The following is a 14,324-nucleotide window of genomic DNA, read 5'->3' as shown; positions in this document are numbered from 1 at the left end:
CGTTACGCCGCGTCGCGCGGTTCGCGCGGTTCGCGACGGCGGCGTTCGCCGCCGCGATCGCGATCGCCATGATCGCCGCCGGCGGCCTGTTCGGCCGCCTTCTTGTCCTGCGCCATCGGATCGTGCTCAAGGATTTCGCCCTTGAAGATCCAGACCTTGATGCCGCAGGCGCCATAGGCGGTGTGCGCGGTCGCCGTGCCGTAATCGACGTCGGCGCGCAGCGTATGCAGCGGCACGCGGCCTTCGCGATACCATTCGAGACGCGCGATTTCGGCGCCGCCGAGACGGCCCGAGCAATTGATGCGGATGCCCTGCGCGCCGAGGCGGATGGCCGACTGCACCGCGCGCTTCATCGCGCGGCGGAAGGCGACGCGGCGCTCGAGCTGCTGTGCGATCGACTCGGCGACGAGCGCTGCCTCGGTCTCGGGCTTGCGCACTTCGACGATGTTGATCACGACTTCGCTGCCCGTGAGCTTGCCGACGAGCTTGCGGATCTTGTCGATGTCCGCGCCCTTCTTGCCGATCACGACGCCCGGACGCGCCGAATGGATCGTCACGCGGCACTTCTTGTGCGGACGCTCGATGACGATCTTCGACACCGCCGCCTGCTTCAGCGTCTTCGCCACAGCCTCGCGGATCGCCATGTCCTCGTGCAGCAGCTTGGCGTATTCGCCCTTGCTCGCGAACCAGCGCGAATCCCAGGTGCGGTTGACGCCCAGTCGCAGCCCGATCGGATTAACCTTCTGACCCATGGTGCTTAATCCTTTAGGCGTTCGCTTGCGCTTCGACTTCGCGCACGATGATCGTCAGATTGGCGAAGGGCTTCTCGACGCGGCTCGCCCGTCCGCGGGCGCGGGCATGGAAGCGTTTCATCACCAGCGCCTTGCCGACGAAGGCCTGGGCGACGACGAGATCGTCGACGTCGAGGCCGTGATTGTTCTCGGCGTTGGCGATGGCGCTTTCGAGCGTCTTCTTCACCTCATGCGCGATCCGCTTTCTGGAGAATTCCAGGTCGGCGAGCGCACGATCGACCTTCTTGCCGCGGATCAGCTGCGCAAGCAGGTTGAGCTTCTGCGGCGACACGCGCAGCATGCGCGCGACGGCCTTCGCTTCGTTTTCCGCAAGCCGGGGCGGATTGGCTTCCTTCGACATCGTGAGCCTCTCTTAGCCCCTCTTGGCCTTCTTGTCGGCCGCATGGCCGTGGAAGGTGCGGGTCGGAGCGAATTCGCCGAATTTGTGCCCGATCATGTCTTCCGACACGGATACGGGAATATGTTTCTGGCCGTTGTGAACGCCGAAGGTCAGTCCCACGAATTGCGGGAGAATGGTGGAGCGGCGGCTCCAGATCTTGATGACCTCGGAGCGGGCCGAAGCGCGCGAGGCCTCGGCCTTCTTGAGAAGATAGCCGTCGACGAACGGGCCCTTCCAGATCGAGCGAGCCATGGATTAGCCCTTCTTCTTGCGATTGTGCCGCGAGGACACAATGAAACGGTCGGTGGATTTATTGGTGCGGGTCTTCTTGCCCTTGGTCGGCTTGCCCCAGGGCGTGACCGGGTGACGGCCGCCCGAGGTGCGGCCTTCGCCGCCGCCGTGCGGATGGTCGATCGGGTTCATGGTGACGCCGCGATTGTGCGGACGACGGCCGAGCCAGCGCGAGCGCCCCGCCTTGCCGATCGAGGTGTTCATGTGATCCGGATTGGACACGGCGCCGATCGATGCGAAGCACTGGCCGTGAACGAGGCGCTGCTCGCCCGAGTTCAGCCTGATGATCACATAGCCCTGGTCGCGGCCGACGATCTGCGCATAGGTGCCGGCGGAGCGCGCGATGGCGCCGCCCTTGCCGATCTTCATCTCGACATTGTGAACGATCGCGCCGACCGGAATATTGGCGATCGGCATGGCGTTGCCGGGCTTCACGTCGACCTGATTGCCGGCGATCACCTCGTCGCCGACCGCAAGACGCTGCGGCGCGAGAATGTAAGCGAGCTCATTGTCCGCATAGCGCACGAGCGCGATGAAGGCCGTGCGGTTCGGATCATATTCGAGGCGCTCGACCTTGCCCGGCACATCGAGCTTGCGCCGCTTGAAATCGACGATGCGATAGGCCTGCTTGTGTCCGCCGCCGCGAAAACGCACGGTGACGCGGCCGTAATTGTTGCGTCCGCCTTTCGAGGTCTTGCCCTCGGTCAGCGTCTTGACCGGCTTGCCCTTGTAGAGCTCGCTGCGGTCGACGATCACGAGCTGGCGAAGGCTCGGCGTGACCGGCTTGAATGTCTTCAGCGCCATCGTTCTATCCTCACGCCTTCCTTACAGTCCGGTCGTCACGTCGATCTTGTGGCCCTCGGCGAGGGTCACCACCGCTTTCTTGACGTCGCTCTGCTGGCCGCGCACCCCGCGGAAGCTCTTCACCTTGCCCTTGCGCAGGAGCGTGTTGACCGATTCGACCTTGACGTCGAACAGGCCCTCTACCGCCGCCTTGATCTGCGGCTTCGTCGCGTTCCGCGCGACCTTGAAGACCACCTTGTTGCTCTCCGAGGCGAGCGTCGCCTTCTCGGTGATGACCGGGGCGACGATCACGTCGTAATGGCGAACGTCCTTGCTCATTTCAGTCGCGCCTCCAGCGCGTCCACTGCGGCGCGGGTCAACACCAGCTTCTCGCGGCGGAGGATGTCGTAAACATTGACGCCTTCGACCGGCAGAACGTCGATCTTCGGAATGTTGCGCGCGGCGAGCGCGAAATTGTTCTGCGGCGCGCCGCCGACGATGATGATGGCGCTGTCGAGGCCCGACTTGGCGAAGCCGGACACGAGCAGTTTCGTCTTGGGCTCGGCGATCTCCGCCGTCTCCCAAACGATGATGCCGCCGTCTTTCGCCTTCGCCGACAGGGCGTGCTTCAGCGCGAGCTGGCGCACTTTCTTCGGCAAGTCATGCTCGTGGCTGCGCACCACGGGGCCGAAGGCGCGTCCGCCGCCGCGGAACTGCGGCGCGCGCGCCGAGCCGTGACGGGCGCCGCCCGTGCCCTTCTGCTTGTGCAGCTTCTTGCCAGAGCGCGCGATCTCAGCGCGATTCTTCACCGCATGGGTGCCCGCGCGGCGCTTGGCGAGCTGCCAGCGGATCATGCGGAAGATGAGGTCCTTGCGCGGCTCGAGGCCGAATACTTCATCGGAGAGTTCGATCGAACCGGCCGCCTGGCCGTCGAACGACGTGACGTCGATCTTCACGGCTCAGTCCTCCTTCTTGTCTTCTTGCGGAGCGGCGTCCGAAGCCGCAGCCTCGCCCTGTCCGTCGCCGAGGCGGAACTTGCCCGGCTGCGGGGCGTCCTTCGGAAGCGCGCGCTTGACCGCGTCGCGCACGAAAATCCAGCCGCCGGCCGTGCCAGGCACCGCGCCTTCGACGAGCAGAAGTCCCCGGTCCGGGTCCGTCCGCACGACGCGCAGATTCTGAGTGGTGACGCGCTCGACGCCCATATGGCCGGCCATTTTCTTGTTCTTGAAGGTCTTGCCGGGATCCTGACGGCCGCCGGTCGAACCATGCGAACGATGCGAAATCGAGACGCCGTGCGACGCGCGCAGACCGCCGAAGCCCCAGCGCTTCATCGGACCCGCGAAGCCCTTGCCGGTCGATGTGCCGGTCACGTCGACGAACTGGCCGACGACGAAATGATCCGCCGTAATCTCAGCGCCGATCGGCAGCAGCTCTTCCTCGTTCACCCGGAACTCGGCGAGCTTCATCTTCGGCTCGACCTTCGCCGCCGCGAAACGCGTGCGCTCGGCCTTGGAGACATTCTTGACCTTGGCGCGGCCGATGCCGAGCTGGACGGCGGTGTAGCCGTTTTTCTCCACGGTCCGCTGCGCGACGACCTGGCAGCCGTCGAGCTTTAAGACCGTGACCGGCACATGCTCGCCCGCCTCCGTGAAGACGCGGGTCATTCCGACCTTTTGCGCGATGACGCCCGACCGCATGATCCAATCCTTCGCAAAGCGCGCTCGCTTCCCTTGGAGGAGCGCCGCCTGAATTCCCTTAGAGCTTGATCTCGACGTCCACGCCGGCCGCAAGATCGAGCTTCATGAGCGCGTCCACCGTCTGGGGGGTGGGATCGACGATGTCGAGAACGCGTTTATGCGTCCTGATCTCGAACTGTTCGCGCGACTTCTTGTCGATGTGCGGCGAACGGTTCACCGTGAATTTTTCGATGCGCGTCGGCAGCGGAATCGGACCCCGGACCTGAGCGCCCGTGCGCTTGGCCGTCGAGACGATTTCCTTCGTCGACGTGTCGAGAATCCGGTGATCGAACGCCTTGAGGCGAATCCGGATATTTTGACCGTTCATTGTCTCGTCCTTTGGGACCGCGAGCGGCTTTGCTCGCCTTCATGCGCCGCGCGGATGCCGCGCGGCTTTGTTCACAAGAGCGAGCGCTTGGCCCGCGGCCCAGATTCGCTTTACTCGATGATGCTGGCGACGACGCCGGCGCCGACGGTGCGGCCGCCTTCACGGATGGCGAAGCGCAGCTTCTCCTCCATGGCGATCGGCACGATCAGCGCGACTTCCATCGTCACATTGTCGCCCGGCATCACCATCTCCACGCCCTCGGGAAGCGTGACGATGCCGGTCACGTCCGTCGTGCGGAAATAGAACTGCGGGCGGTAGTTGGTGAAGAACGGCGTATGACGGCCGCCCTCTTCCTTCGTCAGGATATACGCCTCGGCCTTGAACTTCGTATGCGGCTTCACCGAGCCCGGCTTGCACAGCACCTGGCCGCGCTCAACGTCCTCGCGCTTCGTGCCGCGCAGCAGGCAGCCGACGTTGTCGCCCGCCTCGCCCTGATCCAAGAGCTTGCGGAACATCTCGACGCCCGTCACCGTCGACTTCGTCGTCGGACGGATGCCGACGATCTCGACTTCCTCGCCCACCTTGATCACGCCGCGCTCGATGCGCCCCGTCACCACCGTGCCGCGGCCGGAAATCGAGAACACGTCCTCGACCGGCATCAGGAACGGCTGATCCTTCGGACGCTCCGGCTGCGGAATATAAGCGTCGACCGTCTGCATCAGCTTCAGGATCGCGTCATGGCCGATCTCGGGGTTCTTGCCCTCGAGCGCGCACAGCGCCGAACCCTTGGTGATCGGAATGTCGTCGCCGGGGAATTCATACTTCGAGAGCAGTTCGCGCACTTCGAGCTCGACGAGCTCTAAAAGCTCCGGATCGTCGACCATGTCGACCTTGTTGAGGAACACGACGAGCGCCGGCACGCCGACCTGACGGGCCAAGAGGATATGCTCGCGGGTCTGCGGCATCGGGCCGTCGGCGGCCGAGACGACGAGGATCGCGCCGTCCATCTGCGCCGCGCCGGTGATCATGTTCTTCACATAGTCCGCGTGGCCGGGGCAGTCGACATGGGCGTAATGGCGGTTCTGCGTCTCATATTCGACATGCGCCGTCGAAATCGTGATGCCGCGCGCCTTCTCTTCGGGCGCCTTGTCGATCTGGTCATAGGCCGTAAAGGTCGCGCCGCCCGTCTCCGCCAGAACCTTGGTGATCGCCGCCGTCAAAGACGTCTTGCCATGGTCGACGTGTCCAATCGTCCCAATGTTGCAGTGCGGCTTCGTGCGTGAAAACTTTTCCTTGGCCATCGCCGTGCTCCTTTGAAGAGTTCCTGCTGTCCCTTAGCGATCGAGATCAGGCGTATTTCGCCTGAACCTTCTTCGACTCCGCTTCGGGCACTTGTTCGTAGTGATCGAATTGCATCGTGTAGCTCGCGCGTCCCTGCGTGAAGGAGCGCAGCTGATTGACGTAGCCGAACATGTTGGCGAGCGGCACCATGGCGTTGATCACCACGGCGTTGGCGCGCATGTCCTGACCCTGAATCTGTCCGCGACGCGAATTCAGATCGCCGATGACCGAGCCGGTATATTCCTCCGGCGTCACCACCTCGACCTTCATGATCGGCTCGAGCAGCACCGAGCCGCCCTTCTGCAGCGCTTCGCGGGTCGCAGCGCGCGAGGCGATCTCGAAGGCGAGAACCGACGAGTCGACATCGTGGAAGGCGCCGTCGATGAGCGTCGCCTTCAGATCGACGACCGGGAAGCCGGCGAGAATGCCGGAGGTCGTCACCGACGCAATGCCCTTGTCGACGCCGGGGATATATTCCTTCGGCACCGCGCCGCCGACGATCTTGCTCTCGAACTCATTGCCCTTGCCGGCTTCGTTGGGTTCGAAAATGATCTTCACGCGCGCGAACTGGCCGGTGCCGCCGGTCTGCTTCTTGTGCGTGTAGTCGATTTCCTGCTTGCGGCCGAGCCGCTCGCGATAAGCGACCTGCGGCGCGCCGATATTGGCGTCGACCTTGTAGGTGCGCTTCAGGATGTCGACCTTGATGTCGAGATGCAGCTCGCCCATGCCCTTGAGGATGGTCTGGCCGCTTTCCTGATCGGTCGAGACGCGGAACGACGGATCCTCGGCCGCGAGCTTCTGCAGGGCGATGCCGAGCTTCTCCTGGTCGGCCTTCGACTTCGGCTCGATGGCGATCTCGATGACCGGATCGGGGAACTCCATGCGCTCCAGGATGACGGGCTTCTGCTGGTCGCAGAGCGTGTCGCCGGTGCGGGTGTCCTTGAGGCCCGCGAGCGCGACGATGTCGCCGGCGTAGGCCTCCTTGATGTCTTCGCGGTTGTTGGCGTGCATCAGCAGCATGCGGCCGATGCGCTCTTTCTTTTCCTTCGTGGAATTGAGCACGGTCGTGCCCGATTCGATCTTGCCCGAATAAACGCGCGCGAAGGTGATCGTGCCGACGAAGGGGTCGTCCATGATCTTGAAGGCGAGCATCGAGAAGGGCTCGGAGTCGAGCGGCTTGCGCACCATCTCCTCGCCGGTGTCCACGTCGACGCCCTTGATCGCCTCACGATCGACCGGCGACGGCAGATAATGCACGACGGCGTCGAGCAGCGGCTGCACGCCCTTGTTCTTGAAGGCCGAGCCGCAGAACACCGGAATGAAGGCGATCTTGCGCACGGCGGTGCGGATCAGTCTGTGCAGCGTCTCCTCGTCCGGCTCCTGGCCGTCGAGGTAAGCGGCCATGGCGTCGTCGTCCATTTCGACCGCGGCCTCGATGAGCGCCGTCCGACATTCCTTGGCCTTATCGAGAAGATCGGCCGGGATCTCTTCGTCGTGATATTTTGCGCCGAGCCCTTCGTCTTCCCAGACGACGGCCTTCATGCGCACGAGATCGATGATGCCCTTGAAGTTCGACTCGGAGCCGATCGGCAATTGCGCGCAGACCGGGCGGCCGCCGACGCGGGTCTTGATTTCCTCGACGCAGCGGTCGAAGTCGGCGCCGATCTTGTCCATCTTGTTGACGAAGACGATGCGCGGCACATTGTATTTGTCGGCCTGACGCCAGACGGTCTCGGTCTGCGGCTCGACGCCCTGATTGCCGTCGAGAACGCATACGGCGCCGTCGAGAACGCGCAGTGAGCGTTCAACTTCGATCGTGAAGTCGACGTGGCCGGGCGTGTCGATGATGTTGAGGCGCTTGCCGTTCCAGAAGGTCGTCGTCGCGGCGGACGTAATCGTGATGCCGCGCTCCTGCTCCTGCTCCATCCAGTCCATCGTCGCGGCGCCTTCATGCACCTCGCCGATCTTATGGCTCTTGCCGGAGTAATAGAGGATACGCTCCGTCGTCGTCGTCTTGCCCGCATCGATGTGGGCCATGATGCCGAAGTTACGGTAGTCCTCGATCGGATGAGAGCGGGCCATAACGGTTGTCCTCGTGAAAGCTCGTGCTGCGCCTTACCAGCGGTAATGCGAGAAGGCGCGGTTGGCCTCCGCCATGCGATGGGTGTCTTCGCGCTTCTTCACCGCGGCGCCGCGGTTGTTGGAGGCGTCGAGCAGTTCGGCCGACAGACGGTCGACCATGGTTTTATCGTTGCGGGCGCGGGCCGCGGTGATGATCCAGCGGATCGCGAGCGCCTGACGGCGTTCGTTGCGCACTTCGACCGGGACCTGATAGGTGGCGCCGCCGACGCGGCGCGAACGCACTTCGATCGCCGGGGCGACATTGTCGAGCGCCTGCTTGAACACGGCGAGCGGATCGCTCTTGGCCTTCGACTCGACCTGATCGAGCGCGCCATAGACAATCTGCTCGGCGACCGACTTCTTGCCGTCGTACATGATCGAGTTCATGAATTTCGCGAGAACGACGTCGCCATATTTGGCGTCCTCGATCACTTCGCGCTTTTCGGCCCGGTGGCGACGAGACATCGAACGGCTCCTTACTTCGGACGCTTCGCGCCGTATTTCGAACGGCGCTGCTTGCGGTCCTTGACGCCCTGGGTGTCCAGAACGCCGCGCAGAATGTGATAGCGAACGCCAGGAAGATCCTTCACGCGGCCGCCGCGGATCATCACGACGGAGTGCTCCTGAAGGTTATGGCCCTCGCCCGGAATGTAGCCGATGACCTCGAATCCGTTGGTCAGACGCACCTTGGCGACCTTGCGAAGCGCCGAGTTCGGCTTCTTCGGCGTCGTCGTATAGACGCGGGTGCACACGCCGCGCTTCTGCGGGCAGGACTGCAGATGGCGAGCCTTTTCGCGGTAGGTCGGCGCCTGGCGCGGCTTGCGGATCAACTGGCTGATCGTCGGCATTCAATAAGGTCCTTCGCGTGATTGCGAATGGCGGATGTCGTGGTGAACCCGGCGCGCATGGCCGCAAAGGCACGCGCAAACGAGCGAAGCGCCGATGGCCGTAGGGGCCAGGGCGCTTCTAACGCAGAGGATCCCGGAACTCCGGGATCGTGCCCTCCTGTCCGACGAGTCTTTGGACGAGTTCTGACCCGAAAAAGTCTTGCAACTTTTTCGGAACGCGTCCGAAGCGCCGGTATGATTACCAATAACGCTTGGCGGTCACAGGCAAGGCGACAGCGTTTAAGTTCGAAGGATCGAGAGCGAGGCGCTCGCCGACGGCGTGAACTTACGGCCTGTCGAAAGTGGGCGGAACCTAATCGCGAGCGTTCGGCGCGTCAAGCGCAGATTGCGCGATTTTTCGAAGATTGTCGCGCGTCGGCGCACGCATCTTTTCGCTGCGTGAGACGCGCGCGCTTCCCGTCGCGCCTGATCCCATGGTGCGGCGATCGCAGCGACGATCTCATGATCCGCAAGGCGCGGCGGCGGCGCAAAATCGCAGACGCGGCGGAACGGCTCGCGGCGTCCCGCGTTAGCCCGCGGGAGGCGCCGATGGCGAAAACTCAAAGGCGCAGCAAAGGCTTAGCCAGAGAGATCGGCGCCGTGCTCGCGGCCAAGGTCCTGGCGCTCGCCGCGCTCTACTTCGCTTTCTTCGCCTCGAAGCCCGCCCTCCCCGGCGCGGCGCGCTGGCTGTTCGGACCGTGAGCGCCGCCATGGATGTCGTCGATCTCTCCCGCATCCAGTTCGCACTCACCGCGCTCTACCACTTTCTCTTCGTGCCGCTGACCTTGGGGCTATCCGTCCTCATCGCCATCATGGAGAGCGTCTATGTGATGACCCGGCGGCGCATCTGGCGCGACATGACGGTTTTCTGGGGCATTCTCTTTGGCATCAATTTCGCCATGGGGGTCGCCACCGGCATCACCATGGAATTCCAGTTCGGCACCAACTGGTCCTACTATTCGCAATATGTCGGCGACGTTTTCGGCGCGCCGCTCGCCATCGAAGGCCTGATGGCCTTCTTCCTGGAAGCGACCTTCATCGGTCTGTTCTTCTTCGGCTGGGACCGGCTGAGCCGGCCGGGCCATCTCGCCGTCACCTGGTGCGTGGCTTTAGGCTCGAATTTCTCGGCGCTGTGGATTCTCGTCGCCAACGCCTGGATGCAGAATCCCGTCGGCAGCCGCTTCAACCCGGACACCATCCGCATGGAGGTGACCGATTTCACGGCCGTCCTGTTCAATCCGGTCGCCCAGTCGAAATTCGTGCACACGGTGGCGGCGGGTTACGTCACCGGGGCGGTGTTCGTGCTGGCGATCAGCGCCTGGTATCTGCTTCAGGGGCGCCATCGCGCCTTCGCGTTGCGCTCAATGACCGTCGCCGCCTCCTTCGGGCTCGCCTCGGCGCTTTCGGTCGTCGTTCTGGGCGACGAGAGCGGCTACGCCACCACCGAGAACCAGAAGGTGAAGCTCGCGGCGATGGAGGGCCTGTGGCGCACGGAGGCGCCGCCGGCGGCCTTCACGATTTTCGGCATCCCTGATCCCGTGACCCACGAAACCTATTACGCCGTTCAGGCGCCCTGGATGCCGGGGCTCATCGCGACGCGCTCGCTCGACAAGGCCATCCCCGGGATCTTCGATCTCGTGGAGGACGCCAAGACGCGCATCAGCCGCGGCGTCGAGGGCTATGAGGCGATGCGTCGCCTCAAGGGCGCGGCGCCGGACCCCGCGGCCCGAGAGATCATCGAGCGGCGCCAGCGAGATCTCGGCTACGCCATGCTGCTGCGCCGCTACACCGACAATCCGAGCGCCGCGACGCCCGAGCAGATCGAAAAGGCCGCCTGGGACACGATTCCGAACGTGCCGGTCATCTTCTGGTCCTTCCGCGTCATGGTGGCGCTCGGCTTCTACTTCATCGCGCTCTTCGCTGTGATGTTCTATCTCTCGTCGAAACGCGCTTTCGAACAGCGGCGATGGCTGCTGCACGTCGCGGTGTGGTCGCTGCCGCTGCCTTGGGTTGCGGCGGAGCTCGGCTGGATCGTCGCCGAATATGGGCGGCAGCCCTGGATCATCGAAGGCGTGCTGCCGACCTTTCTCGCCGCCTCGCCTATTCGCGCCGGCAATGTCTGGCTGAGCCTCTCAGGCTTCGTCCTGTTCTATACGGCGCTGCTCATCGTCGACGTTTTCCTGATGGTCAAATATGTGCGGCTCGGACCGACCGAGACATGGGAGGTTCCCGATCTGGCGACGCGTCAGGCGCCGCCCGGCGGCGCGCCGATCGGCGATCTGACGCCGGTCGAGGAGGCCTGACATGCATATTCCCCTGGATTACGACACGCTTCGGGTGATCTGGTGGGGGCTGCTCGGCGTTTTGCTCATCGGCTTTGCGGCGCTCGACGGCTTCGACCTGGGAACGGCGATGCTGCTGCCCGTCCTCGGCCGAAACGACCACGAGCGACGGGTTCTGCTCAACAGCATCGGCCCGGTGTGGGAGGGCAATCAGGTCTGGTTCATCCTGGGCGGCGGCGCATCCTTCGCCGCCTGGCCGCCGGTCTACGCGGCCGCCTTCTCCGGCTTCTACATCGCGATGTTCGTCACGCTGATCGCGCTGATTCTGCGGCCTGTCGCCTTCAAATTCCGCGGCAAGATCGACAATGCGGCGTGGCGGCAGACCTGGGACTGGGCGCTGTTCTTTGGCGGACTTGCGCCCGCTCTGGTCTTCGGCGTCGCCTTCGGCAGTCTGCTGCAGGGCGTTCCCTTGCGTTTCGACGACGAGCTGCGGGCGATTTATGAAGGCACGTTTTTCGAACTGTTCACGCCCTTCGCGCTGCTTTGCGGCGCGGTCAGCGTCTGGATGCTGGCGATGCATGGCGCAGCCTATGTGCAGCTGAAGACGGACGCGCCGATCGCGCCGCGCGCGCGCCAGGTCGGCATGATTGCGAGCATCGTCACTTTTGCACTGTTCGCGATCGGCGGCGTCTACGCCTATTCTCACCTCAACGGCTATGCGATCGTCAGCGAAATTGCGCCCGCCGCGCCGTCCAATCCTTTGCGAAAGAGCGTCGAAGTCGTGGCCGGAGGCTGGATGCGCAATTACGCGCGCTATCCGTGGTCGATGGCGGCGCCGGCGCTTGGCCTGCTGGGGGCGCTGACCGCCGCCGCAATGTTCGCCTTGCGCAAGGAAACGGCCGCATTCATCGCCAGCGCCGTCGCGGTCGCCGGCATCGTCGCGACCCCCGGCTTCGCCATGTTTCCTTTCCTCGTGCCGTCATCCATCGAGCCGAACGTCAGCCTTACGGCGTGGGACGCCTCCTCGAGCCATTTGACGCTGTTCGTCATGCTCATCGCCGTCATCGTCTTTCTGCCGATCGTTCTCGCCTATACCGCCTGGGTCTACCGGGTGCTGCGCGGCAAGGTGCCTTCGCGCATCTTCGAGCCCGGCGGTCACGCCTATTGAGGGCGCGTGCGTGGGATTCGATCCTGCGACGCGTCAGATCCCCAGCCTGACTGGACGAGCGACCGATCGGCGCATCTGCGCAGTTTGGTCGCATGCCGGCGCCATTGCGCCCGGCTCAAGCCGGTCACATCATCGCGGCTGCGGCGGACGCCGCCAAGATTCGCCAAGGAAGGACGATTGAATGAGCCACGTCGCGCATGAGTTGCATGAAGAATTTCCGGAGCACGCCGAGGCCATTCACGACCTGAAGGCGAGGAACGCCCATTTCGCGCGCATCGCCGAAGAATATCACACGCTCAATCGCGCCATTCACCGCATGGAGACGAATGTCGAACCGGCGGACGACGCCACGATTGAGGATCTCAAAAAGCAGCGGCTTGTCCTTAAGGATGAAATCGCCGGCTTTCTCGCGACGGCTTAAGCCTCGCGAGCAATAGCCCCCCAGCCCTCCCCCGCTACGCGAAGCGCGCGTTCCCGGTTTGCGCATCGACTCCGAAGTCGGCAACAGCCGACTTCGGATGGGCGAGGGAGTAGGCTCCGCTTCATCACTCATTCCGGGCACAGGGGAGGCGACGCCTATCGGTATTGCGCCGGCGGCTGAGGATTATGCGCGGGGTTGCTGTCGTGCTTGGTCAGGCGGGCCACCAGCGGTCCGCCGACCAGCGGCTGAATGTCCGCCTCCAGCGCGTCCGCGACGTCTTTGCCGTATACCTCCTCGCCCGCCACATAGATCGTGAACGACTTGCTGTGTTTCTCGATTTTCGCGGGATCCTGGATCACCGCCTTGGTCCATTTGTAGAGCGGAAAGTCTTCTTCGCCGCGCTGTTCGGCGGCGGCGACATAGTCGGAAAAGGCGTCGAGCTGATTTCGCAGCCTGGCGTCGTGCTTCGCAAGCACGTCGGTCAGGGGCTTGAGTTCCGGACTTTCGGGGTCCTTCCGAGCCAGCTTCGCCGCTTCGTCGACGAGGTTGACGCGAACCTGATATGACCAATCTTCGCTCATCAATCCGCTCCCTGGGCTACGCCGCGGCGCGCGCTTCTCTTTACGCCATGCGCCGAACCGGCTTCCGAACGCCTGTAAAGAACATTAGGCAGATTGGTCTGCCCCCGCGATTTTCCAACCCTGAGGCCCGCGCGCCGCATGCGGCTCCGGTCGAGCTAACTTACTGTCGCCATTATGATTAATTTTGCATGCCCAGGCATAAGGTGCTTTTTTCAGCAATCTTGTGTATAAGCGGTGAAGCGGCGTCGAGGCGGCGCCGGCTTTGGAACGGACGTCGGCCACATTTCAGCCGCCTTGGCCTCGGACTTTGTCGGAGTCGACGGCGCGCCTTCCGGAAGTCCCGCTGTCCGAGTCGATAAGAGTGTCGACTGTGAGCGTCGACGTCGCGCCCCTCGTAAGTCGGGCGCCCGTTTCGCGCGAGAAGCGCTATCACGTCGCGCCGGCCCCGACGTTAAACTGCGGCCGCAAATAGCAAAGGTTGAAGATGCCGACCATCGCTCTCGTCGACGACGATCGCAACATTCTCACCTCTGTCTCCATCGCTTTGGAGGGCGAGGGCTATCGCGTCCAGACCTATACCGATGGCGCTCAGGCGCTCGATGGGCTGCGGGCCAATCCGCCTGATCTGGCGATTTTCGACATCAAGATGCCCCGGATGGATGGCATGGAGCTTCTGCGCCGACTGCGGCAGAAGTCGGACCTCCCGGTGATTTTTCTCACCTCCAAGGACGAGGAGATCGACGAACTCTTCGGCCTGAAGATGGGCGCCGACGATTTCATCCATAAGCCCTTCTCGCAGCGCCTGCTCGTCGAGCGGGTGAAGGCCATTCTGCGCCGCGCGAATCCGAAGGAGGCTGCGGCTCAGAAGGAGTCCGAGGCCAAGGTTCTCGAGCGCGGCGCGCTCGTCATGGACCCGGAGCGCCACACCTGCACCTGGCGGGGCGATCCCGTCGTGCTGACGGTGACGGAGTTCCTGATTTTGCAATCGCTGGCGCAACGCCCCGGCGTCGTGAAGAGCCGCAACGCGCTGATGGACGCCGCCTACGACGACCAGGTCTATGTCGACGACCGCACCATCGACAGCCACATCAAGCGATTACGCAAGAAATTCAAGGTCGTGGACAACGAATTCGAAATGATCGAGACGCTCTACGGCGTGGGCTATCGATTCAAGGAAGCCTGAGCTCTCGCGGA

18 protein-coding genes are annotated in these 14,324 nt (G+C 63.6%); 5 read left to right on the top strand and 13 right to left on the bottom strand.

Going from position 1 to position 14,324, the window contains the following annotated elements; translation table 11 throughout:
• Positions 1-2: 2 nt before the first annotated feature.
• From rpsC to rpsL, 12 genes are all read right to left on the bottom strand, one after another.
• Positions 3-752 (bottom strand): 30S ribosomal protein S3, encoded by a 750-nt coding sequence (gene rpsC, locus AC0X69_RS13945; protein ID WP_482608395.1) that lies wholly within the window; start codon positions 750-752, stop codon positions 3-5.
• A 13-nt stretch (positions 753-765) separates the two neighbouring features.
• A complete protein-coding gene (gene rplV / locus AC0X69_RS13940) occupies positions 766-1,152 on the bottom strand; it encodes a 50S ribosomal protein L22 (RefSeq protein WP_482608394.1) in 387 nt (128 codons plus the stop codon).
• A 12-nt stretch (positions 1,153-1,164) separates the two neighbouring features.
• Positions 1,165-1,443, bottom strand: a complete 279-nt coding sequence (rpsS, locus tag AC0X69_RS13935; RefSeq protein WP_482608393.1) for a 30S ribosomal protein S19 — start codon at positions 1,441-1,443, stop codon at positions 1,165-1,167.
• A 3-nt stretch (positions 1,444-1,446) separates the two neighbouring features.
• The gene (rplB, locus tag AC0X69_RS13930) at positions 1,447-2,286 is read right to left on the bottom strand and encodes a 50S ribosomal protein L2 (RefSeq protein WP_482608392.1); all 840 of its coding nucleotides are present in this window, start codon (positions 2,284-2,286) and stop codon (positions 1,447-1,449) included.
• Between the two features lie 21 nt (positions 2,287-2,307).
• A complete protein-coding gene (locus AC0X69_RS13925) occupies positions 2,308-2,604 on the bottom strand; it encodes a 50S ribosomal protein L23 (protein ID WP_482608391.1) in 297 nt (98 codons plus the stop codon).
• Complete coding sequence (gene rplD / locus AC0X69_RS13920; protein ID WP_482608390.1) at positions 2,601-3,221, bottom strand: 50S ribosomal protein L4; 621 nt, start codon at positions 3,219-3,221, stop codon at positions 2,601-2,603. Before rplD ends, AC0X69_RS13925 begins: the two co-directional genes overlap by 4 nt.
• A 3-nt stretch (positions 3,222-3,224) precedes the next feature.
• On the bottom strand, positions 3,225-3,962 hold the full coding sequence (gene rplC, locus AC0X69_RS13915) for a 50S ribosomal protein L3 (RefSeq protein WP_482608389.1): 738 nt from the start codon (positions 3,960-3,962) through the stop codon (positions 3,225-3,227).
• A gap of 58 nt (positions 3,963-4,020) precedes the next feature.
• Entirely contained in the window at positions 4,021-4,329 is a 309-nt protein-coding gene (rpsJ, locus tag AC0X69_RS13910) for a 30S ribosomal protein S10 (protein WP_014890764.1), read from the bottom strand.
• A gap of 110 nt (positions 4,330-4,439) precedes the next feature.
• Positions 4,440-5,630 carry an elongation factor Tu gene (gene tuf, locus AC0X69_RS13905; protein ID WP_482608388.1) on the bottom strand — a complete coding sequence of 397 codons (1,191 nt, stop codon included), beginning with the start codon at positions 5,628-5,630 and terminating at the stop codon, positions 4,440-4,442.
• 46 nt (positions 5,631-5,676) lie between these two features.
• Positions 5,677-7,752: an elongation factor G gene (gene fusA / locus AC0X69_RS13900; RefSeq protein WP_482608387.1), complete on the bottom strand. Its 2,076-nt coding sequence runs from the start codon at positions 7,750-7,752 to the stop codon at positions 5,677-5,679.
• A 33-nt stretch (positions 7,753-7,785) separates the two neighbouring features.
• Positions 7,786-8,256 carry a 30S ribosomal protein S7 gene (gene rpsG, locus AC0X69_RS13895; RefSeq protein ID WP_482608386.1) on the bottom strand — a complete coding sequence of 157 codons (471 nt, stop codon included), beginning with the start codon at positions 8,254-8,256 and terminating at the stop codon, positions 7,786-7,788.
• Between the two features lie 11 nt (positions 8,257-8,267).
• Positions 8,268-8,639: a 30S ribosomal protein S12 gene (gene rpsL, locus AC0X69_RS13890; RefSeq protein WP_014890767.1), complete on the bottom strand. Its 372-nt coding sequence runs from the start codon at positions 8,637-8,639 to the stop codon at positions 8,268-8,270.
• Between the two features lie 588 nt (positions 8,640-9,227).
• On the opposite strand from rpsL, the gene cydP reads away from it, so the two are divergent.
• The 4 genes from cydP to AC0X69_RS13870 all read left to right on the top strand — a co-directional run bounded on the left by cydP (position 9,228) and on the right by AC0X69_RS13870 (position 12,549).
• Positions 9,228-9,380, top strand: coding sequence for a cytochrome oxidase putative small subunit CydP (gene cydP, locus AC0X69_RS13885; protein WP_482608385.1), 153 nt, complete (start codon positions 9,228-9,230; stop codon positions 9,378-9,380).
• A gap of 8 nt (positions 9,381-9,388) precedes the next feature.
• The gene (locus AC0X69_RS13880; RefSeq protein ID WP_482608384.1) at positions 9,389-10,981 is read left to right on the top strand and encodes a cytochrome ubiquinol oxidase subunit I; all 1,593 of its coding nucleotides are present in this window, start codon (positions 9,389-9,391) and stop codon (positions 10,979-10,981) included.
• Between the two features lies 1 nt (position 10,982).
• A complete protein-coding gene (gene cydB, locus AC0X69_RS13875; RefSeq protein WP_482608383.1) occupies positions 10,983-12,128 on the top strand; it encodes a cytochrome d ubiquinol oxidase subunit II in 1,146 nt (381 codons plus the stop codon).
• A 181-nt stretch (positions 12,129-12,309) separates the two neighbouring features.
• On the top strand, positions 12,310-12,549 hold the full coding sequence (locus AC0X69_RS13870; protein ID WP_482608382.1) for an HP1242/YdcH family protein: 240 nt from the start codon (positions 12,310-12,312) through the stop codon (positions 12,547-12,549).
• Between the two features lie 155 nt (positions 12,550-12,704).
• Here the strand turns inward: AC0X69_RS13870 and AC0X69_RS13865 are convergent, their stop codons facing one another.
• Positions 12,705-13,130 carry a hypothetical protein gene (locus AC0X69_RS13865; protein ID WP_482608381.1) on the bottom strand — a complete coding sequence of 142 codons (426 nt, stop codon included), beginning with the start codon at positions 13,128-13,130 and terminating at the stop codon, positions 12,705-12,707.
• Positions 13,131-13,614: 484 nt separating this feature from the next.
• Between AC0X69_RS13865 and AC0X69_RS13860 the strand changes: the two genes are divergently transcribed.
• Positions 13,615-14,313 carry a response regulator gene (locus AC0X69_RS13860; RefSeq protein ID WP_482608380.1) on the top strand — a complete coding sequence of 233 codons (699 nt, stop codon included), beginning with the start codon at positions 13,615-13,617 and terminating at the stop codon, positions 14,311-14,313.
• The last annotated feature ends 11 nt before the right edge of the window (positions 14,314-14,324 follow it).

Source organism: Methylocystis sp. Uni0008, assembly GCF_056838045.1.
The sequence above is the reverse complement of the archived record's forward strand: the minus strand, read 5'-3'. Positions and strand labels throughout refer to the sequence as shown.